The organism is Streptomyces sp. RLA123 (assembly GCF_056270165.1).
Window position 1 is genome coordinate 6,702,501 of the sequence record NZ_JBWDOR010000003.1, and the last position, 24,206, is coordinate 6,726,706.

Below are 24,206 nucleotides of genomic sequence, written 5' to 3' on the forward strand. Positions count from 1 at the left end.
CATGGGTGGAACGTTGACTATTCGGCACGGTCTTGAGGGTTCACTAGTACTGCTTCGGCGTGGAATGTGAATCTGATGGGGCCGGGTCGGGCGCGCTGTTGGGTCCTGAGGGCACGGAAGTGTTCTCGGTTGTGGACCGGACTCGGAGAGCCTCGCGTTGGTGGGGGGATCTGGGTGACGGGTCGTTGTTTGAGAACTGCATAGTGGACGCGAGCATCTATGGCCAAGTTTTTAAGGGCGCACGGTGGATGCCTTGGCACCAGGAACCGATGAAGGACGTGGGAGGCCACGATAGGCCCCGGGGAGCTGTCAACCAAGCTTTGATCCGGGGGTGTCCGAATGGGGAAACCCGGCAGTCGTCATGGGCTGTCACCCATACCTGAACACATAGGGTATGTGGAGGGAACGCGGGGAAGTGAAACATCTCAGTACCCGCAGGAAGAGAAAACAACCGTGATTCCGGGAGTAGTGGCGAGCGAAACCGGATGAGGCCAAACCGTATGTGTGTGATACCCGGCAGGGGTTGCGCATGCGGGGTTGTGGGATTGTACTTCAGTCGTCTGCCGGCGGCTGGGCGAGTCAGAAACCGTTGATGTAGGCGAAGGACATGCGAAAGGTCCGGCGTAGAGGGTAAGACCCCCGTAGCTGAAACATCAACGGCTTGCTTGTACAACTCCCAAGTAGCACGGGGCCCGAGAAATCCCGTGTGAATCTGGCGGGACCACCCGCTAAGCCTAAATATTCCCTGGTGACCGATAGCGGATAGTACCGTGAGGGAATGGTGAAAAGTACCGCGGGAGCGGAGTGAAATAGTACCTGAAACCGTGTGCCTACAAGCCGTGGGAGCGTCGCATGCAAGCTTGCTTGTATGTCGTGACTGCGTGCCTTTTGAAGAATGAGCCTGCGAGTTTGCGGTGTGTGGCGAGGTTAACCCGTGTGGGGTAGCCGTAGCGAAAGCGAGTCCGAATAGGGCGACTTTAGTCGCACGCCCAAGACCCGAAGCGGAGTGATCTAGCCATGGGCAGGTTGAAGCGTGGGTAAGACCGCGTGGAGGACCGAACCCACCAGGGTTGAAAACCTGGGGGATGACCTGTGGTTAGGGGTGAAAGGCCAATCAAACTCCGTGATAGCTGGTTCTCCCCGAAATGCATTTAGGTGCAGCGTCGCGTGTTTCTTGCCGGAGGTAGAGCACTGGATAGGCGATGGGCCCTACCGGGTTACTGACCTTAGCCAAACTCCGAATGCCGGTAAGTGAGAGCGCGGCAGTGAGACTGCGGGGGATAAGCTCCGTGGTCGAGAGGGAAACAGCCCAGAGCATCGACTAAGGCCCCTAAGCGTACGCTAAGTGGGAAAGGATGTGGAGTCGCACAGACAACCAGGAGGTTGGCTTAGAAGCAGCCACCCTTGAAAGAGTGCGTAATAGCTCACTGGTCAAGTGATTCCGCGCCGACAATGTAGCGGGGCTCAAGCGTACCGCCGAAGTCGTGTCATTGCAGCAATACTCCCAACGGAGGCTGTGATGGGTAGGGGAGCGTCGTGTGCCGGGTGAAGCGGCCCTGTAAGGGAGTCGTGGACGGTTCACGAGTGAGAATGCAGGCATGAGTAGCGATACAAGAGTGGGAAACTCTTGCGCCGATTGACTAAGGGTTCCTGGGTCAAGCTGATCTGCCCAGGGTAAGTCGGGACCTAAGGCGAGGCCGACAGGCGTAGTCGATGGACAACCGGTTGATATTCCGGTACCCGCTTTGAAGCGCCAACGTCGAACCCTCTGATGCTAAGCCCGTGAAGCCGCCGGCTGAATCTTCGGATGATGTCGGAGTGGTGGAGCCGGTGACCCAAGGTGGTAGTAGGTGAGCGATGGGGTGACGCAGGAAGGTAGTCCAGCCCGGGCGGTGGTTGTCCCGGGGTAAGGGTGTAGGCCGAGTGGTAGGCAAATCCGCCACTCATTAAGGCTGAGACCTGATGCCGAGCCGATTGTGGTGAAGTGGATGATCCTATGCTGTCGAGAAAAGCCTCTAGCGAGTTTCATGGCGGCCCGTACCCTAAACCGACTCAGGTGGTCAGGTAGAGAATACCGAGGCGTTCGGGTGAACTGTGGTTAAGGAACTCGGCAAAATGCCCCCGTAACTTCGGGAGAAGGGGGGCCATTGCTGGTGAGGGGACTTGCTTCCCGAGCTGGTGGTGGCCGCAGAGACCAGCGAGAAGCGACTGTTTACTAAAAACACAGGTCCGTGCGAAGCCGTAAGGCGATGTATACGGACTGACGCCTGCCCGGTGCTGGAACGTTAAGGGGACCGGTTAGCTCTGATTCGTCGGGGCGAAGCTGAGAACTTAAGCGCCAGTAAACGGCGGTGGTAACTATAACCATCCTAAGGTAGCGAAATTCCTTGTCGGGTAAGTTCCGACCTGCACGAATGGCGTAACGACTTCTCGACTGTCTCAACCACAGGCCCGGTGAAATTGCACTACGAGTAAAGATGCTCGTTTCGCGCAGCAGGACGGAAAGACCCCGGGACCTTTACTATAGCTTGATATTGGTGTTCGGTTCGGCTTGTGTAGGATAGGTGGGAGACTGTGAACTCCAAGCGCCAGCTTGGGGGAGTCAACGTTGAAATACCACTCTGGTCGTGCTGGATGTCTAACCTCGGTCCGTGATCCGGATCAGGGACAGTGTCTGGTGGGTAGTTTAACTGGGGCGGTTGCCTCCTAAAGTGTAACGGAGGCGCCCAAAGGTTCCCTCAGCCTGGTTGGCAATCAGGTGTTGAGTGTAAGTGCACAAGGGAGCTTGACTGTGAGACTGACGGGTCGAGCAGGTACGAAAGTAGGGACTAGTGATCCGGCGGTGGCTTGTGGAAGCGCCGTCGCTCAACGGATAAAAGGTACCCCGGGGATAACAGGCTGATCTTCCCCAAGAGTCCATATCGACGGGATGGTTTGGCACCTCGATGTCGGCTCGTCGCATCCTGGGGCTGGAGTCGGTCCCAAGGGTTGGGCTGTTCGCCCATTAAAGCGGTACGCGAGCTGGGTTTAGAACGTCGTGAGACAGTTCGGTCCCTATCCGCTGTGCGCGTAGGAGTCTTGAGAAGGGCTGTCCCTAGTACGAGAGGACCGGGACGGACGAACCTCTGGTGTGCCAGTTGTCCTGCCAAGGGCATGGCTGGTTGGCTACGTTCGGGAGGGATAACCGCTGAAAGCATCTAAGCGGGAAGCCTGCTTCGAGATGAGGACTCCCACCCCCTTGAGGGGTTAAGGCTCCCAGTAGACGACTGGGTTGATAGGCCGGATGTGGAAGCCCAGTAATGGGTGGAGCTGACCGGTACTAATAAGCCGAGGGCTTGTCCGTAGGTTGCTCGCGTCCACTGTGTAGTTCTGAAACAACGAACCCCGGCTTTTTTGTGCCGGTGCCGGTTCGACAGTTTCATAGTGTTTCGGTGGTCATAGCGTTAGGGAAACGCCCGGTTACATTTCGAACCCGGAAGCTAAGCCTTTCAGCGCCGATGGTACTGCAGGGGGGACCCTGTGGGAGAGTAGGACGCCGCCGAACAATTCTTCAGCCTGTCCCCGGAGATCGATCACGATCCCCGGGGACAGGCTTTTTTATGCCCTGGGGTAGGGTCGGGTGGAATCATCGGAGCGTACGTACAAACAGGAGGGGCCCCCGGTGGAGGTCCAGGAGACACGGGTGCAGACGGATCGGGTCTTGACGATCCCCAACATCCTGAGCATGGCACGGCTGGCCGGCGTGCCGGTTTTCCTGTGGCTGATCCTGTGGCCGGAGTTCGGCGGCCCGAAGGCCGACGGCTGGGCTCTCCTCATCCTCGCTCTCAGCGGCATCAGCGACTACCTCGACGGCAAGCTCGCGCGCCGCTGGAACCAGATCAGCAACCTCGGCAGGGTGCTGGACCCGGCCGCGGACCGGCTGTACATCGTGTCGACGCTCGTCGGCCTGACGTGGCGCGGCATCCTCCCCTGGTGGCTGACGGCCATCCTGGTGGCCCGGGACGTCGTCCTCGGGGTGATGATCCTGGTCATGAGGAAGCGCGGCTGGGGTCCGCCGCAGGTCAACTTCATGGGCAAGGCCGCGACCTTCAACCTCATGTACGCCTTCCCGCTCTTGCTGCTCAGCGACGGTGACGGGTGGCTGAACACGCTCGCTGCTATTTTCGGATGGGCGTTCGCCGGATGGGGTACAACCCTCTACTGGTGGGCAGGAATCTTGTACGTGGTCCAGGTCCGCCGACTCGTGAGAGCGGACGCCACGGCCGATTGAGCCCGCGATCCCCGGCAGGACTGGCCTCCCGTCGGGTACCCGACGTGTGACCAGGTGGTCCGCCGGACCTCGGAGGTCCGAAGCGCGGGTGAGGTCGGCAAGCCAGTCGTCTCGCCAAGGAGGACGCTTCCGACATGAAGGCCGTCGTGATGGCCGGCGGCGAGGGCACACGCCTTCGCCCGATGACCTCGAGCATGCCCAAGCCGCTGCTGCCGGTCGTGAATCAGCCGATCATGCAACATGTGCTCAAGCTGCTCAAGCGGCATGGTCTGACCGAGACCGTGGTGACCGTGCAGTTCCTCGCCTCACTCGTCAAGAACTACTTCGGCGACGGCGAAGAGCTCGGCATGGAGCTCACCTACGCGAACGAGGAAAAGCCACTCGGCACCGCCGGCAGCGTCAAAAACGCCGAGGACGCCCTCAGGGACGATTCGTTCCTGGTGATCTCAGGTGACGCACTGACCGACTTCGACCTGACCGAGCTCATCAATTTCCACAAGGAAAAGGGTGCGCTCGTCACGGTCTGTCTGACGCGGGTGCCCAATCCCCTGGAATTCGGCATCACCATCGTCGACGAGGAAGGGAAGGTCGAGCGCTTCCTCGAGAAGCCGACCTGGGGCCAGGTCTTCTCGGACACGGTGAACACCGGCATCTACGTCATGGAGCCGGAGGTCTTCGACTACGTCGAGGCCGATGTCTCCGTCGACTGGTCCGGCGATGTCTTCCCGCAGTTGATGAAGGAAGGGAAGCCGGTCTACGGCTACATCGCCGAGGGCTACTGGGAGGACGTCGGCACGCACGAGAGCTACATCAAGGCGCAGGCCGATGTACTCGAGGGCAAGGTCGATGTCGACCTGGAGGGCTTCGAGATCTCGCCCGGAGTGTGGGTCGCCGAAGGCGCCGAGGTCCACCCGGACGCGGTGCTGCGCGGGCCGCTGTTCATCGGCGACTACGCGAAGGTCGAAGCCGGCGCCGAGATCCGCGAGCACTCCGTGGTCGGCTCCAATGTGGTCGTCAAGTCCGGTTCCTTCCTGCACAAGGCCGTTGTGCACGACAACGTGTACATCGGACCGCAGACGAATCTGCGGGGCTGCGTCATCGGCAAGAACACCGATGTCATGCGAGCGGCGCGGATCGACGACGGCGCGGTCATCGGCGACGAGTGCCTGATCGGCGAGGAGTCGATCATCGCGGGCAATGTCCGTGTCTACCCCTTCAAGACGATCGAGGCCGGCGCGTTCGTCAACACCTCGGTCATCTGGGAGTCCCGTGGGCAGGCCAATCTCTTCGGCGCGCGCGGTGTCTCCGGCATTCTGAACGTCGAGATCACCCCCGAGCTCGCCGTTCGGCTGGCGGGCGCGTACGCGACGACGCTCAAGAAGGGCTCGACCGTCACCACGGCCCGTGACCACTCCCGCGGTGCCCGCGCGCTCAAGCGGGCGATGATCTCGGCACTGCAGGCCAGCGCCATAGACGTGCGGGACCTGGAGAACGTGCCGATGCCCGTGGCCCGGCAGCAGACCGCGCGGGGCAGCGCCGGCGGCATCATGATCCGTACCAGCCCGGGGATCCCGGACTCGGTCGACATCATGTTCTTCGACGAGCGGGGCGCGGACCTGTCGGCCGCCGGTCAGCGGAAGCTGGACCGGGTCTTCGCGCGTCAGGAGTACCGCCGTGCGTTCCCGGGCGAGATCGGTGACCTGAACTTCCCCTCGAGCGTCTTCGACTCCTACACCGGTGCGCTGCTGCGGGCCGTGGACACCTCCGGGATCGCCGAGGCGGGCCTGAAGGTGGTCGTGGACGCCGCGAACGGCAGTGCGGGCCTGGTTCTGCCGAGCCTGCTCGGCCGGCTCGGCGTGGACTCCCTCACCATCAACCCCGGCCTGAACGAGGCACGGCCCACCGAGACCTCCGACGGTCGCAGGGCGGGCCTGGTGCGGCTCGGGGAGATCGTGGCCTCCTCGCGAGCGGCGTTCGGCGTGCGGTTCGACCCGGTCGGCGAGCGGCTGTCGCTGGTGGACGAGCGCGGCAAGATCATCGAGGACGACCGCGCACTGCTGGTCATGCTCGATCTGGTCGCCGCGGAGCGCCGCAGCGGCCGGGTGGCGCTGCCGGTGACCACGACGCGTATCGCCGAGCAGGTGGCGGCCTACCACGGCACGCAGGTGGAGTGGACGACGACGTCGCCCGACGACCTGACCCGGGTCTGCCGCCAGGAGTCGACGATCTTCGGCGGCGACGGCAGGGGCGGCTTCATCGTGCCCGAGTTCAGCAGTGTCTTCGACGCCTCCGCCGCGTTCGTGCGGCTGATCGGCCTGGTGGCCCGCACTCAGCTCACTCTGAGCCAGATCGACGCCCGCATCCCGCGCGCCCACGTCCTCAAGCGGGACTTGGCGACGCCGTGGGCGGTCAAGGGCATGGTCATGCGCCGTGTCGTTGAGGAGGCGGGGGACCGCTTCGTCGACACCACGGACGGGGTGCGCGTGGTCGAGCCCGACGGACGCTGGGTGATGGTGCTGCCCGACCCGGCCGAGGCGGTCACCCATGTGTGGGCGGAGGGCCCGGACGACGCGTCCGCGCAGTCCCTGCTCGACGAATGGGCCGCGATCGTGGACAGCGCCGGCCGCTGATCACACTCCGCGTACGGCTCACGGGCTCTTCCCGGCGCGCGCAACGGCGCGCCGGGAAGAGCCCGTTCGAGGTAGGACGCGGCGACGTGCGACGATGTGCGGCATGCCGCAGCAGCACCCCGATCGGAGCAGCCCCAGTGACAGGGCGGTGAACCGGCGCCCCGACGCGTCCATGTCGCTGCTGACCAACGTCATGGAGCACAGCCTCGACGACGGATATGCCGAGGCCGCGGCACGCAGGGGCGAGACCGGCCGCTCCCGGCTGCCGGGGTCCCTGCGGGGCAAACTGGTGCTCGCGCTCGGGCTGGTGCTCGCGGCCGTCGTGGTCACGGTGGGAGCCGCGCAGACACGGGTCGCGGCGCCGACGCTGGCCAAGGAGCGGCAGAAGCTCATCGACCGCATCCAGTCGGAGACGGCCGCCGCCGACGAACTGCAGGGCAGCGTGGACACTCTGCGCGACGACGTGGCGGCGAGGCAGCGCCAGGCGCTCAAGGAACAGGGCGGCGGCGCCGAGCAGGTGGCGTTGCTGGCGGGCGCCACTGCGGTGACCGGGCCCGGCATCAACGTGGAGGTCGACGACGCCAAGGAGGCGTCTTCGGGGGGCGGCGGCAATCCGCGGACCACCAGTGGCTTCTCGGACACGGGTCGGGTCCGCGACCGCGACATGCAGCGGGTCGTCAACGGACTGTGGGCCTCCGGAGCGGAGGCGATCTCCGTCAACGGGCAGCGCCTCACCGCCCTGTCGGCGATCCGTGCCGCCGGAGACGCCATACTGGTGGACAACAGGCCCCTGGTGCCGCCCTACACGATTTCGGCGATCGGGAACCCGCAGCACCTCAACACGTCTTTCCAGGACAGTGCGGACGGACAGTACCTGCACGTCCTGCACGAGAACTACGGGATCCGCGTGAGCATCTCCCAGGAGGAGAAGCTGAGTCTGCCGGCGGCGCCGAGTCTGATCATCCGCTATGCGACGCCGGTCCCCTCGGCCGGTTCGCCGGACGCAAACGGAACTGGGAAGGGCACGAATTGATCGCCGTACTGGGCCTGATCGTCGGAGTCGTGGTGGGCCTGGTGGTCCGTCCCGTGGTGCCGACGGTGGTCGAGCCCTACCTGCCCATCGCCGTGGTGGCCGCGCTCGACGCCGTCTTCGGCGGCCTGCGCGCCATGCTCGACGGGATCTTCGACGACAAGGTCTTCGTGGTTTCCTTCCTGTCCAACGTCGTGGTGGCGGCCCTGATCGTGTTCCTCGGTGACAAGCTGGGGGTCGGGGCTCAGCTCTCCACAGGTGTGGTGGTCGTCCTCGGTATCCGCATCTTCTCCAACGCGGCGGCCATCCGCCGCCATGTCTTCCGGGCGTGACAGCACGATGACGGACGAGCACGACCGGCACGACGAGCACGGCCGGCGCGACGAGCACGGCCGGGGACCGCAGGAGCCGGTGCCCGGGCCGGAGTCGGGCCTGCCCGGAGGAGCGCCCGACGGCACGCCGGAGCGGCCCGCCCGGCCGGTGTCCCCGGAGCAGCCGTCCGCGGCCGTGCCGGATGACGGCCCCGGGGAGCCCGAAGCGGCGCCGCCCGCCCGGGAGTCGGAGCCGTCCCCCGTGGTCCCGCCCGCGTCGGCGGCACTGCCCGGCTCCGCTTCCGATTCCGGCCCCGGGCCGCGGGAACCTCACGAGCAGGCGCCCGCGCCGTCCACCGCTGTGTCGACCGGCCGTCAGCGGCTCAAGGCCGGTCTCTGGCCGCCGCGGGCCAGCCGTGCTCAGCTCATCGTCGCGCTGCTGCTGTTCGTGCTCGGACTGGGCCTGGCGATCCAGGTCAGTTCGACCAGCGACACCAGCGCGTTGCGCGGTGCCCGCCAGGAGGACCTCGTGCGGATCCTCGACGAGCTCGACAACCGCACGCAGCGTCTCGAGGACGAGAAGCAGCGGCTGGAGGACCAGCGCCGGGAGCTGGAGAACAGCTCCGACCAGGCCGAGGAGGCCCGGAAGCAGACCGAGCAGAAGGCCGCCCAACTCGGCGTGCTGGCAGGCACGGTCGCGGCGCAGGGCCCGGGCATCACGCTGACGATCACCGACACCAAGGGCGGGGTCGAGTCCGACATGCTGCTGGACACGCTGCAGGAACTCCGCGCCGCCGGGGCCGAGGCGATCCAGATCAACGACATCCGGGTGGTCGCCGACACGTACTTCACACAGGGTGCCGACGGCGCCGTGGAGATCGACGGCCACAAGGTCGCCCAGCCGTACCGCTTCAAGGTCATCGGTAATCCACAGGATCTCGAACCCGCCCTGAACATCCCGGGAGGCGTGGTACAGACTTTGGAGAAGGAGCAGGCCACGGTCGATGTGACGCGTTCGCAGAAGATCGTCGTGGATGCCTTGCGGCCGCCGGAGCAGCCTGACTACGCTCAGTCGTCATCCCGGTGAGTCCGGTACGAGTGTGGGTGTACGGGGGAGGGCAGGAGAATGCGGGGGGTCGCCGCACCGTTGGGGTGGTGCGTGAGGGAAACTGTGTGTTGGTCGTGACTGAGGGTTCGTCCTGCCCCACGGGCGGGTCTGTGTCGTTCAAGGGGAATCGCCCGTGAAGTTGTTCGGTAAGTGGTTCGGCAAGAGTGCGCGTCCGGCCGGTGACAGCCCTACGGCACGTCACCGGGCGCCCCGGCACGCGCAAGATGAGTCCATGGGCGAGGATCGCCCGCTGTTCCGGGATCAGGGCGCTGCTCCAGGTGGCGACATTTCGGGCGGTCATGGTGCGGTTTCTGTTGACCCTGCCGCATCGGGGCGCATAGGTTTCGAGCAACCATCAGGCTCCAGCACGGGTGGAGGGTCCTTGCCGGTCTGTACGCGGTGCGGTTTCCAGAACGCGGAAGCGAGCCGTTTCTGCTCCAACTGTGGTGCGCCGCTGCGTGCCGGAGTGCCGTCGGAACGTCCCTCCGAGACCACGTCCACGATCTCGATCTCCGGCCTGGAGGCCTACGAGGCCGAGGTCACCGGGCAGACCGTGCTTCCCGCGCTGTCCCCGGAGGCCCAGGCGGCGGTCGACGCGCTGCCCCCGGGGTCGGCGCTGCTGGTCGTGCGTCGTGGGCCCAACTCGGGCAGCCGCTTCCTGCTGGACGGTGAGCTGACGACGGCCGGGCGCCACCCGGAAGGTGACATCTTCCTGGACGACGTCACCGTCTCCCGCCGCCACGTCGAGTTCCGGCGCGGCCAGGACGGCAGCTTCACGGTCTCCGACGTCGGCAGCCTCAACGGCACCTACGTCAACCGGGAGCGCATCGACTCGGTGACCCTGGCCAGTGGTGACGAGGTTCAGATCGGCAAGTACCGGCTGGTCTTCTACGCGAGCCAGTGGGGCGCCTGACCCCGCGAGGGAAGGTTCATGCTTCGTACACCGTCGGGCGGTGCCGGCAACGGCACCGCCACCGCGGACGACCGACCGCTGAGCATCGGAGCGGTGCTGAACGACTTGCGTGAGGAGTTTCCCGAGGTCACCATCTCCAAGATCCGCTTCCTCGAGGCGGAGGGGCTGGTGGAACCGCACCGCACCCCGTCCGGCTACCGGAAGTTCTCGGTCAGGGACGTCGAGCGGCTCGGTCACGTACTGCGGATGCAGCGGGACCACTATCTTCCGCTGAAAGTGATCCGTGAGCACCTGGACGCCCTGGACCGGGGCGAGCCGCTGCCGCTGCCCGCCCCCGCGGAGCCCCGGGAGCTGCTGGAGACCGGTGCCATGGAGCCGGACGTGGGCCGGGGTCTGCGGATCGGCCGGGACGAGCTGATGGCCGCCACGGGCGCCGACGAGGCCGAGCTGGTGCAGTGGGAGGCGTACGGGCTGGTGGAGGCCGGTGCTGACGGCGACTACGACGCCGAAACGGTGAACATCGCCAAGCTCGTCGCGGATCTGGGACGATTCGGCCTGGAGCCGCGCCATCTACGCGCTGTGAAGGCCGCCGCCGAACGCGAGGCGGGCCTGGTGGAGCAGGTCGTCGCCCCGCTGCGGCTGCACCGCAATCCGCAGACCAGGACGCACGCCGAGGCCACCGCCAAGGAGCTGGCGGCCCTGTCGGTGCGCCTGCACGCCGCGCTGGTCCAGTCGGCTCTCAGGATCCGGCTCTTCTGACGCTGAGTGACCGGGACTCGGCCCGGCCGGTGACCGGCCGGGCCCGTCCCGACTACCCAAACCTGCCGGGCACGTCCTAGGGTTGCTGTGTGAACGAGCTCGACGTCGTGGGTGTCCGGGTCGAAATGCCCTCCAACCAGCCGATTGTGCTCCTGCGGGAAGTGGGAGGCGACCGCTACCTGCCCATCTGGATCGGGCCGGGGGAGGCCACCGCCATCGCTTTCGCGCAGCAGGGCATGACGCCTGCGCGGCCGCTGACCCATGATCTTTTCAAGGACGTGCTCGAGGCCGTCGGCCAGACGCTGACCGAGGTCCGGATCACCGACCTGCGCGAGGGCGTCTTCTACGCCGAGCTGGTGTTCGCCAGCGGCGTGGAGGTGAGCGCCCGTCCCTCCGATGCCATAGCGCTCGCACTGCGGACCGGAACCCCCATCTACGGGAGCGACGGTGTGCTGGACGATGCCGGCATCGCCATCCCCGACGAGCAGGAGGACGAGGTCGAGAAGTTCCGCGAATTCCTCGATCAGATCTCGCCCGAGGACTTCGGATCCAGCAGCCAGTGAGGTCCGGCGCCGGCCATTCGACGAGCCGTACCCCCTGAGCGGATACGCGAAACCACTCCAGGGGTTGATATCACTCGGCGTGCCGAGCGTGGCGATCGTTGACGCACCCGGAGTGACTGCCTACCGTCGAGATGGAAAGTCCCGATGGCACGTGCGCGTGCCCTCAGGGGTGCGAAGGGACGGGAGGTCGGCGTGAGAAGCACCGGCGACGGTATGGCCGCTGGCGGCCCGTACCCGATGCGCGCGGCCCTGGCCCGCAACGCGGCCGTGGCCTCCGGCGGGGGCACGGGCGAGGTCTCCGGTCGGGAGCCGGAAGGGTCGGGCGAGAGTGTCGGCTACCGCGGGCCCACGGCCTGCGCGGCGACCGGGATCACCTACCGCCAACTGGACTACTGGGCCCGTACGGGACTCGTGGAGCCCAGCATCCGGCCGGCCTACGGTTCGGGCACCCAGCGGCTGTACAGCTTCAAGGACGTCGTCGTCCTCAAGATCGTCAAGCGGCTGCTCGACACGGGGGTGGCGCTGCAGAACATCCGCACCGCGGTGCAGCACCTGCGCTCCACCAGCCCCGCCGAGCTGGCCCGGATGACCCTGATGAGCGACGGCGCGACCGTCTACGAGTGCACGTCGCCCGACGAGGTCGTGGACCTGCTCCAGGGCGGCCAGGGCATCTTCGGGATCGCGGTGGGCGTCGTGTGGCGGGATGTGGAGAGCGGGCTGTCGCAGCTGCACGGCGAGCGGGTCGACACCGGCGAGACGCTGGTGGGCCGCAACCCCGGCGACGAACTCGCCCGCCGCCGCCATCGCGCGGTCTGACCTGCGGACCGCCGGGCCGGACCGTCGCACCAACCGGCTGCCGTACGGGCGTACGGCGGGTGTCGGTGCCATAGGGCACCATCGGTGACGTGAGAAGCGCGCCGACCATCCTCCATCTGGACATGGACGCGTTCTTCGCTGCCGTCGAGCAGGCCGCGAAGCCGAGTCTGCGGGGGAAGCCGGTCATCGTCGGGGGGCTGGGCCCGCGGGGCGTGGTGGCGACCGCGTCGTACGAGGCCCGTGTGCACGGCGTCCATTCGGCGATGGCGATGGCGTACGCCCGCCGGCTCTGCCCGAACGCGGCGTACCTCGTGCCGCGCTTCGGGGTGTACCGGCAGGTGAGCGACGTCGTCATGGAGATCCTGGCCCGGCTGTCGCCGCTGGTGGAGCCGCTGAGCCTGGACGAGGCGTTCGTGGACCTGGAGGCCGGCGGCATCGCTGACGAGCCACTGCGGGTGGGGGAGCGGCTGCGGGCCGACATCAGGGCGGCCACGGGGCTCGCGGGCTCGGTCGGGCTCGCCGGGTCGAAGCTGCTCGCCAAGATCGCCTCGGAGCAGGCCAAGCCGGACGGCATGGTCGTCATCCAGCCGGGCACCGAGCGCGAACTGCTGGCGCCCATGCCGGTGCGCACACTGCCGGGGGTGGGACCCGCCACGGCCGAGCACCTGCGCAGGGGCGGCATCACCACGGTCGGGGACGTCGTGGAGGCGGGGGAGGCCGAGCTCGTGCGCCTGCTGGGCAGGGCGCACGGCGCGCATGTGCACGGCATGGCCCTGGGGGTGGACGAACGGCCCGTGGTCCCCGACCGCGAGCACAAGTCGATCTCGGTCGAGGACACCTTCGACGTGGACCTCACCGACCGCGTCCGGATCCGGCTGGAGGTGGACCGGATCGCCGACCGCTGCGTACGGAGGCTGCGCGAGGCAGGGCGCTCCGGCCGCACCGTCGTGCTGAAGGTGCGCCGGTACGACTTCACGACGCTCACCCGGTCCGAGACGCTGCGCGCCCCGACCGACGACCCCACGGTGGTTCGGGAGACGGCGGAGCGGCTGCTGGAGGCCGTCGACCTCTCGGGCGGCGTCCGGCTGCTCGGCGTCGGCGTGGCGGGGCTGGCGGATTTCACACAGGAGGACCTCTTCGCCCAGGCGGCCGAGCGTGAGGAGGAGGCCCCCGACGAGGAAGGCGCCGCCGGGGCGGACGCGGGGGCGGATCAGCCCACCGCCGCCGCGGGGACGCCGACCGCCGCGGAACGGCGCTGGACGCCGGGTCAGGACGTCCGGCACGCCGAGTACGGCGCAGGCTGGGTGCAGGGCAGCGGCGTGGGCCGGGTCACCGTGCGTTTCGAGGAGCCCCATTCGGCATTGCCGGGGAGGGTGCGGACCTTCGCGGTGGCCGACCCCGATCTGGAGCCGTCCGAGCCGCTGCCGCTGGTGTTGTCCGCGGGCGGGTGAGGGAGGCGGAAGCGGACGGTCAGCCGTCGCCGGCCAGTTTGCCGAAGTCCCGGTCGGGCGGCGGCTCGTCGTCCGGCCCGGTGACGGCGCTGGGGCCGTTCATCCCGTAGTGGTGGTAGAGCTGCAGCTCCTGCTCCGGGGAGAGATGCCGGCCCACCCCGAAGTCCGGGGCGTCCTTGATCAGTGACTTGTCGAAGGGGACGCGCAGCCCGTCCTCGCCGAACTCGCTCGGTTCCAGCGGAACGAAGGCGTCGCGACTGAACAGGCCGGTGCGCACCGCGGCCCACTCGGGCTCGCCGGTGGCGTCGTCGAGGTACACCTCGTCGACGGTTCCGATCTTCATTCCGTTGCGGTCGAAGGCCCTGCGCCCGATCAGGCTCCGCGGATCGATACCGGTCTGCACGGTCCCTCCAACTGGTCGCGATTACTCCCATTTAGGCACGAAAGGTGTCCGCTGTCACATGACCGTTCAACGAACCCCGCTGGTAGGCTGGCATCGGCTGGCGACCCCATGCGGGAGAGCCCTGGCGGTGCTCAGCACCGGCCGCCGGGCGCCGAAGGAGCAAACCCTCCCCGGAATCTCTCAGGCATCCGTACCGCATGGGTGAGGTCACTCTGGAAAGCAGGAAGGGACGCCCGTCCGTGGCAGCCCGTTCCTCACCGACGGTGAAAGCCGTCCCGCGCGCGGGACGGTGAAACTCTCAGGTTCAGATGACAGAGGGGGAGGCCGTGTCGCGTCAGACCAGGAGGCCTCCGCAGATGACCGCCCACCGCATCCCTCTCGCCGAGCTGGAGCGCGGCATCCCGTTCGAGCAGCGTCACATCGGACCCGATGCCGCCGCGCAGGCGAAGATGCTCGCGCATGTCGGCTACGGTTCGCTGGACGAGCTCACCGCCGCAGCCGTACCGGACACCATCAAGAGCGCCGAGGCCCTCGGCCTCCCGGCCGCCCGCACCGAGCCCGAGGTGCTGTCCGAACTGCGCGCGCTCGCGGACCGCAACCAGGTGCTGCGGCCGATGATCGGCCTGGGGTACCACGGCACCTTCACGCCGCCGGTCATCCTGCGCAATGTCATGGAGAACCCCGCCTGGTACACGGCGTACACCCCGTACCAGCCCGAGATCTCCCAGGGCCGCCTCGAGGCCCTCCTCAACTTCCAGACGGTCGTCGCGGACCTGACCGGTCTGCCGACCTCCGGCGCCTCGCTGCTCGACGAGGGCACCGCGGCCGCCGAGGCGATGGCGCTGGCCCGCCGGGTCGGCAAGGTCAAGCAGGGCGTCTTCCTGATCGACGCCGAGACCTTCCCGCAGACCGTCGCCGTGATCGAGACCCGCGCCGAGCCCACCGGCGTCGAGGTCGTCGTCGCCGACCTCACCGACGGCATCCCCGCCGAGATCGCCGAGCGCGGTGTCTTCGGCATACTCCTGCAGTACCCGGGTGCCTCCGGTGCGGTGCGCGACCTGAAGCCCGTCATCGAGCAGGCCCACGGGCTGGGCGCGATCGTCACCGTCGCCGCCGACCTGCTCGCCCTGACGCTGCTCACCTCCCCGGGCGAGCTCGGCGCCGACATCGCGATCGGCACCACGCAGCGCTTCGGCGTGCCGATGGGCTTCGGCGGTCCGCACGCCGGTTACATGGCGGTCCGCGACGCCCACGCCCGCAGCCTGCCCGGCCGCCTGGTCGGCGTCTCCGTCGACGCCGACGGCGACAAGGCCTACCGCCTGGCGCTGCAGACCCGCGAGCAGCACATCCGTCGCGAGAAGGCCACCAGCAACATCTGCACCGCCCAGGTGCTGCTCGCCGTGATGGCCGGTATGTACGCGGTCTACCACGGCCCGGACGGCCTGGCGCAGATCGCCCGCCGCACCCACCGCTATGCCGCCGTCCTCGCCGGGGGCCTGCGCGCCGGCGGCGTCGAGGTGACCACCGGTGCCTTCTTCGACACCGTCACCGCCCGCGTGCCGGGCCGCGCCGCCGAGGTCGTGTCCGCCGCCCGTGAGGCCGGTGTGAACCTGCGCAAGGTCGACGCCGACCTGGTGAGCATCGCCTGCGACGAGACCACCGGCCGTGCCGACCTGGCCGCCGTCTGGGCCGCCTTCGGTGTCACCGGCGACAACGCCGACATCGAGGCGCTGGACGCAGCCACCGAGGACGCGCTGCCCGCGGGGCTGCTGCGCGACGTGGACTACCTGACCCACCCGGTCTTCCACCAGCACCGCTCGGAGACCGCGATGCTGCGCTACCTGCGCCGCCTCGCCGACCGCGACTACGCGCTGGACCGCGGCATGATCCCGCTCGGTTCCTGCACGATGAAGCTGAACGCGACCACCGAGATGGAGCCGGTCACCTGGCCCGAGTTCGGCCAGCTGCACCCCTTCGCGCCCGCCGAGCAGGCCGAGGGCTACCTCACGCTCATCCGTGAGCTGGAGGAGCGTCTCGCCGAGGTCACCGGCTACGACAAGGTCAGCCTTCAGCCCAACGCCGGTTCCCAGGGCGAACTGGCCGGTCTGCTCGCCGTCCGCGCGTACCACCGTGCCAACGGCGACACCCAGCGCACGATCTGCCTCATCCCGTCCTCCGCGCACGGCACGAACGCCGCCAGCGCCGTGATGGCCGGCATGAAGGTCGTCGTCGTCAAGACCGCCGGCGACGGCGAGGTCGACGTCGAGGACCTGCGGGCCAAGATCGAGCAGTACCGCGACGAACTCGCCGTGCTCATGGTCACCTACCCGTCCACGCACGGTGTCTTCGAGGAGCACATCGCCGACATCTGCGCGACGGTCCACGACGCCGGCGGCCAGGTCTACGTCGACGGTGCCAACCTCAACGCCCTGGTCGGCCTGGCCAAGCCCGGTCACTTCGGCGGCGATGTCTCGCACCTGAACCTGCACAAGACCTTCTGCATCCCGCACGGCGGCGGCGGTCCCGGCGTCGGCCCGGTCGCGGTCCGCGCGCACCTCGCGCCGTACCTGCCGAACCACCCGCTGCAGCCCGCGGCCGGTCCGGAGACCGGCGTGGGCCCGATCTCGGCGGCCCCGTGGGGCTCGGCCGGCATCCTGCCGATCTCCTGGGCGTACGTGCGGCTGATGGGCGGCGAGGGCCTCAAGCGCGCCACCCAGGTCGCGGTGCTCGGCGCCAACTACATCGCCAAGCGTCTGGAGCCGCACTACCCGGTGCTCTACACCGGCCCCGGCGGGCTGGTCGCGCACGAGTGCATCATCGATCTGCGCGAACTGACCAAGGAGACGGGCGTCACCGTCGACGACGTCGCCAAGCGCCTGATCGACTACGGCTTCCACGCTCCGACGATGTCGTTCCCGGTCGCCGGGACGCTGATGATCGAGCCGACGGAGAGCGAGAACCTCGCGGAGCTGGACCGCTTCTGCGACACGATGATCGCCATCCGCGCGGAGATCGAGCGGGTCGGCTCGGGAGCATGGCCCAAGGACGACAACCCGCTGCGTAACGCCCCGCACACGGCGGCGGCGCTGGGTGGGGAGTGGAAGCACTCCTACACGCGCGAGGAGGCGGTGTTCCCGGCGGGCGTGTCGGCTGCGGACAAGTACTGGCCGCCGGTGCGCCGTATCGACGGCGCCTTCGGCGACCGCAACCTGGTCTGCTCCTGCCCGCCGCTGGACGAGTACGACGTGTAGTCACGACCGGGCCCGGGGGAGCGGGCCGGGGAGTCACCAGGGTCGGCCCCGCTGTTCGTCGGCGGGGTCGGCCCTTTTCAAGTCTGTCGCGTCGTTCGTGTGTCGTCGGTGCCGCGGGTCATGCGGCGGTGACGACGTGCTCGCTGCCGAGCGGGCGGTGCGGGGCGATGATCTGTCCGTCGGGGAGCAGTTCACCGGTGTCCTCGAAGAGCAGGACGCCGTTGCACAGCAGACTCCAGCCCTGCTCGGGGTGGCTGGCGACGATGTGCGCGGCCTCCCGGTCGGAGTTGGCGGCGGACGGGCAATGCGGCTGGTGCGAGCACATGGACGATGTCTTTCGCTGCGAGTGGTGTGACATACGGCTTGATTGGGTAGGAACCTCAGTCATGGCCGTTCCCCCGTTCAGTCGGTCGGTCCCAGTGTTGCTCTACTGACGGTTTTCCGCAGGGATTTCGCGCGAGCTGCCCTCGATAGTTGGTGACGCTTTCACTCTGGCGGGCGGTTGCCCGGACAATGCAACGCCTCCGTGACCGGTCGGTCACGGAGGCGTTCGAGCATCGCCCCGGGAGGAACCGTCAAGCGATGGTGCCGAGCAGGGGTGGCGGTGCCAGCCGCAGGGTGAGCACGGGCACCAGATCGGAGAGCCGGTGCATGCGGTGGGCCGCGATGCCGGGAGGCGCCGGCGCGAGGGGGATCAGCAGGTCCGTGGCGGCCGGCTGGGCCGTTCCGGCGTCGGCACCGGTGTCACCGTGCAGCCACAGGGTCAGCATGTAAAGGCCCGGCACCGAGAGCAGGTGCGGCTGGTAGGGCGCGACCAAGGCGTCGGCCTGGAGCAGCGCGCGCTCGGTCGAGGCCAGGTAAGGCCCTTCGCAGAAGTGTGAGAACGCCCATCCGTCCGGCGTGTGGACGGTCTCCCCGGCGGCGACCACCCGGTCCCGGCCGTCCGACGGCGGGACCGCCGCCTCGTTCCGCTCCCCGGAGTGGATGTGGAAGCGCCAGCCGGTCAGCCGCGCCCTCGGCAGTCCGTCGGGCCCGGCGGCCACGGGGTCGAGCACGTGCAGTGGCAGCGGGTTCTCGGCGACGAGCAGCCTGTTCGCGGAACGCAGTGAGGGTGTGCGGGCCTCGCGGACGGCGGTGGGCGAGCTGAGTGCGGCGAGAACGCTTCGCAGAGCGGGTGCGGGGGCTGGAGCTACCTGCAGCGGCATGGTGGGCGGCCTCTCATGGGGAGACACGGGATGCTCAATGGGGTGCTAACAGCGCTGTCAGCGATGAAACGGCAGGCCAGGGCAGGCCGAACACATGGGGCGCCGGTGGGTGGCGGCGTTCGGAATCAGCGGGGGCATGCGGATCCCTTTCCCGTGGCCGGAGCGTCGCGGGCGCGCTGCGGATCGCGGAGGCTCTGCCTGTGAACTGAGGATATACGAGGTGTGTTCGGGCAGTGTTTCACCTAGCCGTCAGCGATATTAACCGCAAGGCGGATCCCGGTCACCCTGAACGGCCGAATGTTCCGCATTCTGGCCGTCTCCCGCTCGACGAACTGCGCATTCTCCGTGGACACGGATGGCTGAATCTCGTCGGCGTTTTTCACGAGGGCGCCGCCGATGGCAAATGAATGATGTGCCATGCCATCGGAATGTGCCGGAAGACGGTGCTGCGGCCAGCTTACCGGGTCGTGTGCGTCACAGGGGGCGTTATCGATCTCAACCGTGGGCATGATGTGATCACGGCCCACGCGAGGAGGGACCTTCGATGGGGGAAAAGGTCGCAGCGACGGGGTTCGACCTCTCCGACCGCCAGCGCTACCGCAGGAAGCTGAAGCAGTGCCTGCTGGGGCTGGAGCGGCTGCTGGAGGAGAAACGTTTCGACAAGCCCCGGAATCTCATGGGGCTGGAGATCGAACTCAATCTCACGGACCGGGACGGTCTGCCGCGCATGATGAACGAAGAGGTGCTGGAGCGCATCGCGAGCCGTGATTTCCAGACCGAGCTCGCACAGTTCAACATCGAAGTGAACATCGCTCCGCACCGGCTTTCCGGACGGGTCCTGGACCGTCTCGCCGAAGAGTTGCGCATGGCACTGGGATATGCCGACAGAAAAGCCAGGGAGGTCGGCGCCCAGATCGTGATGGTGGGAATCCTTCCCACGCTCGGGGCGCAGGACCTGGTGGGCGCCAATCTTTCCCGCGTCGACCGCTACACCCTGCTCAACGACCGCATCCTGGCCGCCCGCGGCGAGGACATCACCCTCGACATCGCCGGCGTGGAGCGCCTGACGAGCACGTCCGGCTCCATCGCGCCCGAGGCGGCCTGCACCTCGATGCAGATGCACCTCCAGGTCACCCCGGCCCGCTTCGCCGCCGTATGGAACGCCGCGCAGGTGGTCGCCGGGCCGCAGGTCGCCCTCGGTGCCAACTCCCCGTTCCTGTTCGGCCGTGAGCTGTGGCGGGAGACCCGGCCGACGCTCTTCCAGCAGGCCACGGACACGCGTCCCGAGGAGCACCGCGCCCAGGGCGTACGCCCGTTGACCTGGTTCGGCGAGCGCTGGATCGACTCCGCCTACGACCTGTTCGCCGAGAACGTGCGCTACTTCCCCTCCCTGCTGCCGATCTGCGAGGACGAGGACCCGCTGCACGTCCTCGACGAGGGCGGGGTACCGCAGCTGAGGGAACTCACCCTGCACAACGGCACGATCTACCGGTGGAACCGGCCGGTCTACGCGGTCGTCGACGGCGTCCCCCATCTGCGGGTGGAGAACCGGGTCATGCCCGCCGGTCCCACCGTCGCCGACGTCGTCGCCAACACGGCCTTCTACTACGGCCTCGTGCGGGCCCTGGCGGAGGCGCCGCGCCCGGTCTGGACGCGGCTGCCGTTCGCCGCCGCGGCGGCGAACTTCGACGAGGCCTGCCGCCACGGCATCGAGGCCGTGCTGCGCTGGCCCAGGTCTTCGCGTGGCAGCGGGACCATCGAAGTGCCCGTCGTGGAACTCGTGCTGGAGGAACTGCTGCCGATGGCCGCCGCGGGCCTGGACGGCTGGGGCATCGACCCGGTGGACCGGGACCACTACCTGGGGATCATCGAGGGCCGCTGCCGCAGGCGCACGAACGGCGCCGAGTGGCAGGCCGCGGTCTTCCACCGGGAGCTGGACCGCGGCCTGGACCGGCAGCGCGCCCTGGCCGCGATGACCGTGCGCTACTGCGAGCTGATGCAGGACGGGGCGCCCGTCCACGAATGGCCCGTGGGGCGCTGAGCCGGGCCCCGCGCGCGCTGCCCGCCGAGCCGATGAGGCAGGATGGCGCGCGTGGACGCCACGGAGGACGGCAGGACGATCGACGCGGGCGGCGCCGGGGGCAGCGGCGCCGGCGCACTTGAGCCGCGCACGCTGCGCAGCGAGACCTTGCTGGTGCTCGCGCTGTCGCTCGGCGCCAGCGCGCTCTCGGCGCTCATCAGCTTCATCGGCTCCCTCACCAAGCCGGGCGGGCTGAAGGACCAGGCCGCCACCCTGGTGGGTACGCAGGCGCCCGGGCGGCCGTGGCTGGATCTGGCCTGGCAGCTGTTCGGGATCGCCACCGCGCTGGTCCCGGTGGCGCTCGTGGCCCACCTGCTTGCGCGGGAGGGCACGGGCATGCCGGTGATCGGGTTCGACCTGCGGCGGCCGCGCTCCGATGTGCTGCGCGGGGCGGTCGTCGCCGCCGTCATCGGTGGTACGGGGCTGCTGTTCTACCTGGGGGCCAGGGCCTCGGGGGCCAACCTGACGGTCGTGCCGGAGTCCCTGCCGGACGTGTGGTGGAAGATCCCGGTCCTCATCGCCTCCGCGATGCAGAACGCCGTGCTCGAAGAAGTGATCGTCGTCGGCTATCTGCTGCGCCGGCTCGGCCAGTTGGGCTGGACGCCGATGGGGGCGCTGGTGGCGAGCAGCGTGCTGCGCGGTTCGTACCACCTGTACCAGGGCATCGGCGGCCTGCTCGGCAACATGGCGATGGGCGTCGTCTTCGTGCTGCTCTACCGCCGCTGGGGGCGGGTGGGCCCGCTGGTGGCGGCCCACTCGCTCATCGACATCGTGGCGTTCGTCGGGTATGCGGTGCTGGCGGGCAAGGTCGGCTGGCTGCCCACCGCGTGAGCGCGCGGCGGGTCAGGGGCGGGCGTGCAGTTCGCCGTCGACCACCGTCACCGCCCGGCCGGTGAGCAGTACGCGGTCCCCGCGGAGCACCGTCCGTACCAGGCCGCCACGGGCGGAGGCCTGGAGCCCGGTCAGCTCGCCGCGGCCCAGTCGCGCCGCCCAGAACGGGGCGAGTGCGGTGTGCGCGCTGCCCGTCACCGGGTCCTCGGGGATGCCGAGGGCGGGGAAGAAGCACCGCGAGACGAAGTCGTAGCCCGCCGTCCCGGGGGATTCGGCCGGTGCCGTGACGATCAGCCCGCGGCCCGACGGCAGCGCGGCCACCTGCGCCAGGTCGGGGGCGAGGGCCCGTACCGTCTGCTCGTCGGCCACCTCGACCAGGAGGTCGCCCACGTCCTCACCGGTCCCGTGGGCCGACAGCACGCCGGCGCCGATCGCCGGAGTCACGCCGGCGGGCACCTCGACGGGTGTCAGCGGCGCGGCCGGGAAGTCCATGGTGATCGTGCCGTCCGCGGCCGTGCTCGTCGTCAGCACTCCGCACCGGGCGCTGAACCGTACGGTGCCGCCGGCGGCGCCGCTGGTCTGCAGGGCGTGGGCCGTCGCCAGTGTGGCGTGCCCGCACATGTTCACCTCCGCCGCCGGGGTGAACCAGCGCAGTGCCCAGTCGGCGTCGGCGGCACCGGGCGTGGGGTGCGCGAAGGCGGTCTCGGAGAGGTTGAGCTCCGCGGCGACGGACTGGAGCCACTCGTCCGCGGGGAAGGTGTCCGTGTCGGGCAGCAGCAGCACGCCGGCCGGATTGCCCCCGAAGGGGCGGTCGGTGAAGGCGTCGACGATTCGAATCCGCATGAAGGTGAGCCTAGGCGGGGTGTGAAGCCGCAGGCCAGGGCCAATCCGGCGGTCGTGGACCCGGGGATCGGCCGGGCGTCGGGCGAAGAGGGCGTTCATGTACTCGACGTCGGACCGGAGGCTCTTGACGCGGTGGGCCTTGCCGTCCCGCAGGACGAGGACCGTCGACGCGCGCTCGCCGGAACCGCGTGGTCGCGGCGGGCGGCGTTGTGCGGGGACAGTGCCACGTCGTCCCGGCTGGGCGGGATGTGGAGCGGTGCGAAGTGCGGACCGCACCCGGCGATGCGGCGGGCGAGTCCGGTGATGGGCGGTCCCGGAGACGCGTGGTGCGTGCTGTCGGCCGACCGGCCCGCTCGCACCGGTCCGGTGCGGGCTTTTCGAGGCCGGGCGTCCGGCGAACGCGGGCCCCTGGAAGTGCACGAGTCGGAACAGGGATGATCCGCGCAAACGGGGGTAGCCGCCCGAAAGGAACGGATTATGGCGAATGAGGTGATTTCGATGACCGCACGGTCGCGCAGCACGCCGGAACGGCGGGACAGGCACCTCGGCGAGGTGCACAGAAGTCGGGCGAGTGCCGGTGGCGCAACGGAGCGAACGCCGCTCGCGCCGTGCGGAACCGGGCGTCGTGACATCGGGCAACGGAGGACATCATGATCGTACTCGGCGTCATCCTGCTGATCATCGGATTCCTGGCAGGCATATCGATCCTGTGGACCATCGGGATCATCCTCGTGGTCATCGGGCTCGTGCTCTGGGTGCTGGGCGCACTGGGGCACGCCATCGGCGGCCGCCGCCACTACTACTAGGCGACCCGGGAGAAAACGCGAACGGCGCGCCATCGGCGCGCCGTTCGGCGTGCGAGGGGTCAACGCCGGGCTGCCGGCGCGACGATCGCCCCGAGGCCCGGCGCGGACGGGCGCACGACGTGTCAGGCGCAGGACGGGCAGAGCCCGCGGTAGGTGACCTCGACGTCGGACACCACGAAACCGAACCGTTCCTGCGCGGGGAGGTCGGCGAGCGGGTCGCCGGCCGGGTGGACGTCGCGGACGGTGCCGCAGCGGGAGCACACCAGGTGCTGGTGCGGGCGGTGCGCGTTGGGGTCGTAGCGCTTCGCGCGGCCGTCCGTGGCGACCTCTATGACCTCGCCGAGGGAGACCAGTTCGCCCAGGGTGTTGTAGACGGTCGCGCGGGAGATCTCGGGCAGCCGCCGCGACGCGCGGGCGTGCACCTCGTCGGCCGTGAGATGTACGTGGTCGCCGTCGAGGACCTCCGCAACGACACGCCGCTGGGAGGTCATCCGCCAGCCACGCCCTCGCAGTCGCTCCAGAAGGTCACTCATGTCGGTTCACCTGTTCAGGTTCGATGGGATACCCGAAATTTACCAGTGGACGTCCCGGGGCCGGTGCGTTCGGCGGTGGGGGTTGGCTCGCTTCTTGACTTGGACTGCGTCCATCGTAGGATCGGTTCCGGCAATAGCCAAGGGACTGGAAGCCCCCAGCACGGCAGGAGACAGGGACGTGACGGGATCACCGCCGGCGATCTGCGCGCTGCCGGCCCGGCCGTGCCCGACGGCGAGGACCGCCCGGAACGGTGGCCTTCCCGGTACCGGAGCGGGTCGTGCCGTCCTGCCGACTCGTGGCTGAGGCCTCCTCCGCGTTCACCGCGGCGCGTTCCGTGCGTCGCGCCCGGCCCCTGCCGTACGGCCCACGAGGCCCCCTGCCCCCGCTGTCCTGCCACCCGCA

General features: G+C 68.5%; 20 protein-coding genes, 2 rRNA genes and 1 riboswitch. Of the genes, 16 read left to right on the forward strand and 6 right to left on the reverse strand.

The features are described 5' to 3' along the window. Positions 1 to 221 precede the first annotated feature (221 nt). The 12 genes from RV983_RS30640 to RV983_RS30695 all read left to right on the forward strand — a co-directional run bounded on the left by RV983_RS30640 (position 222) and on the right by RV983_RS30695 (position 13,851). Positions 222 to 3,343 (forward strand): 23S ribosomal RNA (locus RV983_RS30640). Positions 3,344 to 3,427: 84 nt separating this feature from the next. Next, positions 3,428 to 3,544, forward strand: a 5S ribosomal RNA gene (gene rrf, locus RV983_RS30645). A 117-nt stretch (positions 3,545 to 3,661) separates the two neighbouring features. After that, positions 3,662 to 4,270 (forward strand): cardiolipin synthase ClsA, encoded by a 609-nt coding sequence (gene clsA / locus RV983_RS30650; RefSeq protein WP_475988944.1) that lies wholly within the window; start codon positions 3,662 to 3,664, stop codon positions 4,268 to 4,270. Positions 4,271 to 4,404: 134 nt separating this feature from the next. Then, positions 4,405 to 6,900, forward strand: a complete 2,496-nt coding sequence (locus tag RV983_RS30655) for a sugar phosphate nucleotidyltransferase (RefSeq protein ID WP_475988945.1) — start codon at positions 4,405 to 4,407, stop codon at positions 6,898 to 6,900. A 94-nt stretch (positions 6,901 to 6,994) separates the two neighbouring features. After that, positions 6,995 to 7,933 (forward strand): DUF881 domain-containing protein, encoded by a 939-nt coding sequence (locus RV983_RS30660; protein ID WP_475988946.1) that lies wholly within the window; start codon positions 6,995 to 6,997, stop codon positions 7,931 to 7,933. Beyond that, entirely contained in the window at positions 7,930 to 8,262 is a 333-nt protein-coding gene (locus RV983_RS30665; protein WP_003984969.1) for a small basic family protein, read from the forward strand. The genes RV983_RS30660 and RV983_RS30665 overlap by 4 nt, the downstream gene beginning before the upstream one ends. 148 nt (positions 8,263 to 8,410) lie before the next feature. After that, positions 8,411 to 9,328 (forward strand): DUF881 domain-containing protein, encoded by a 918-nt coding sequence (locus RV983_RS30670; RefSeq protein WP_475990509.1) that lies wholly within the window; start codon positions 8,411 to 8,413, stop codon positions 9,326 to 9,328. A 112-nt stretch (positions 9,329 to 9,440) separates the two neighbouring features. Continuing rightward, positions 9,441 to 10,262 (forward strand): FHA domain-containing protein, encoded by an 822-nt coding sequence (locus tag RV983_RS30675; RefSeq protein WP_475990510.1) that lies wholly within the window; start codon positions 9,441 to 9,443, stop codon positions 10,260 to 10,262. 18 nt (positions 10,263 to 10,280) lie between these two features. Continuing rightward, complete coding sequence (ftsR, locus tag RV983_RS30680; RefSeq protein WP_475988947.1) at positions 10,281 to 11,021, forward strand: transcriptional regulator FtsR; 741 nt, start codon at positions 10,281 to 10,283, stop codon at positions 11,019 to 11,021. 89 nt (positions 11,022 to 11,110) lie between these two features. After that, positions 11,111 to 11,584, forward strand: coding sequence for a bifunctional nuclease family protein (locus RV983_RS30685; protein ID WP_475988948.1), 474 nt, complete (start codon positions 11,111 to 11,113; stop codon positions 11,582 to 11,584). 237 nt (positions 11,585 to 11,821) lie between these two features. Further along, entirely contained in the window at positions 11,822 to 12,400 is a 579-nt protein-coding gene (locus RV983_RS30690; RefSeq protein ID WP_475990511.1) for a MerR family transcriptional regulator, read from the forward strand. A gap of 89 nt (positions 12,401 to 12,489) precedes the next feature. Further along, complete coding sequence (locus tag RV983_RS30695; protein ID WP_475988949.1) at positions 12,490 to 13,851, forward strand: DNA polymerase IV; 1,362 nt, start codon at positions 12,490 to 12,492, stop codon at positions 13,849 to 13,851. A 19-nt stretch (positions 13,852 to 13,870) separates the two neighbouring features. Here RV983_RS30695 and RV983_RS30700 read toward each other — a convergent pair whose 3' ends face one another. Further along, entirely contained in the window at positions 13,871 to 14,254 is a 384-nt protein-coding gene (locus RV983_RS30700; RefSeq protein ID WP_475988950.1) for a PRC-barrel domain-containing protein, read from the reverse strand. 101 nt (positions 14,255 to 14,355) lie between these two features. Then, a riboswitch (glycine riboswitch) is annotated at positions 14,356 to 14,460 on the forward strand. Positions 14,461 to 14,610: 150 nt separating this feature from the next. On the opposite strand from RV983_RS30700, the gene gcvP reads away from it, so the two are divergent. After that, complete coding sequence (gcvP, locus tag RV983_RS30705) at positions 14,611 to 17,505, forward strand: aminomethyl-transferring glycine dehydrogenase (protein ID WP_475988951.1); 2,895 nt, start codon at positions 14,611 to 14,613, stop codon at positions 17,503 to 17,505. Between the two features lie 118 nt (positions 17,506 to 17,623). On the opposite strand, the gene RV983_RS30710 is transcribed toward gcvP, so the two are convergent. The 3 genes from RV983_RS30710 to RV983_RS30720 form a co-directional block, all read right to left on the reverse strand. Then, positions 17,624 to 17,830 (reverse strand): DUF5999 family protein, encoded by a 207-nt coding sequence (locus RV983_RS30710; protein ID WP_475988952.1) that lies wholly within the window; start codon positions 17,828 to 17,830, stop codon positions 17,624 to 17,626. A 250-nt stretch (positions 17,831 to 18,080) separates the two neighbouring features. Continuing rightward, the gene (locus tag RV983_RS30715) at positions 18,081 to 18,710 is read right to left on the reverse strand and encodes a hypothetical protein (protein ID WP_475988953.1); all 630 of its coding nucleotides are present in this window, start codon (positions 18,708 to 18,710) and stop codon (positions 18,081 to 18,083) included. 242 nt (positions 18,711 to 18,952) lie between these two features. Further along, positions 18,953 to 19,219 carry a hypothetical protein gene (locus tag RV983_RS30720; RefSeq protein ID WP_475988954.1) on the reverse strand — a complete coding sequence of 89 codons (267 nt, stop codon included), beginning with the start codon at positions 19,217 to 19,219 and terminating at the stop codon, positions 18,953 to 18,955. Between the two features lie 35 nt (positions 19,220 to 19,254). Between RV983_RS30720 and RV983_RS30725 the strand changes: the two genes are divergently transcribed. Both RV983_RS30725 and RV983_RS30730 read left to right on the forward strand, forming a co-directional pair. Then, the gene (locus RV983_RS30725) at positions 19,255 to 20,751 is read left to right on the forward strand and encodes a glutamate-cysteine ligase family protein (protein ID WP_475988955.1); all 1,497 of its coding nucleotides are present in this window, start codon (positions 19,255 to 19,257) and stop codon (positions 20,749 to 20,751) included. Positions 20,752 to 20,793: 42 nt separating this feature from the next. Beyond that, entirely contained in the window at positions 20,794 to 21,621 is an 828-nt protein-coding gene (locus tag RV983_RS30730; RefSeq protein ID WP_475988956.1) for a CPBP family intramembrane glutamic endopeptidase, read from the forward strand. Between the two features lie 12 nt (positions 21,622 to 21,633). Here RV983_RS30730 and RV983_RS30735 read toward each other — a convergent pair whose 3' ends face one another. After that, positions 21,634 to 22,464: a PhzF family phenazine biosynthesis protein gene (locus RV983_RS30735; protein ID WP_475988957.1), complete on the reverse strand. Its 831-nt coding sequence runs from the start codon at positions 22,462 to 22,464 to the stop codon at positions 21,634 to 21,636. Positions 22,465 to 23,114: 650 nt separating this feature from the next. On the opposite strand from RV983_RS30735, the gene RV983_RS30740 reads away from it, so the two are divergent. Beyond that, on the forward strand, positions 23,115 to 23,270 hold the full coding sequence (locus RV983_RS30740) for a DUF6131 family protein (RefSeq protein ID WP_475988958.1): 156 nt from the start codon (positions 23,115 to 23,117) through the stop codon (positions 23,268 to 23,270). Positions 23,271 to 23,392: 122 nt separating this feature from the next. On the opposite strand, the gene RV983_RS30745 is transcribed toward RV983_RS30740, so the two are convergent. Beyond that, on the reverse strand, positions 23,393 to 23,803 hold the full coding sequence (locus RV983_RS30745; RefSeq protein ID WP_475988959.1) for a Fur family transcriptional regulator: 411 nt from the start codon (positions 23,801 to 23,803) through the stop codon (positions 23,393 to 23,395). Positions 23,804 to 24,206: the final 403 nt, after the last annotated feature.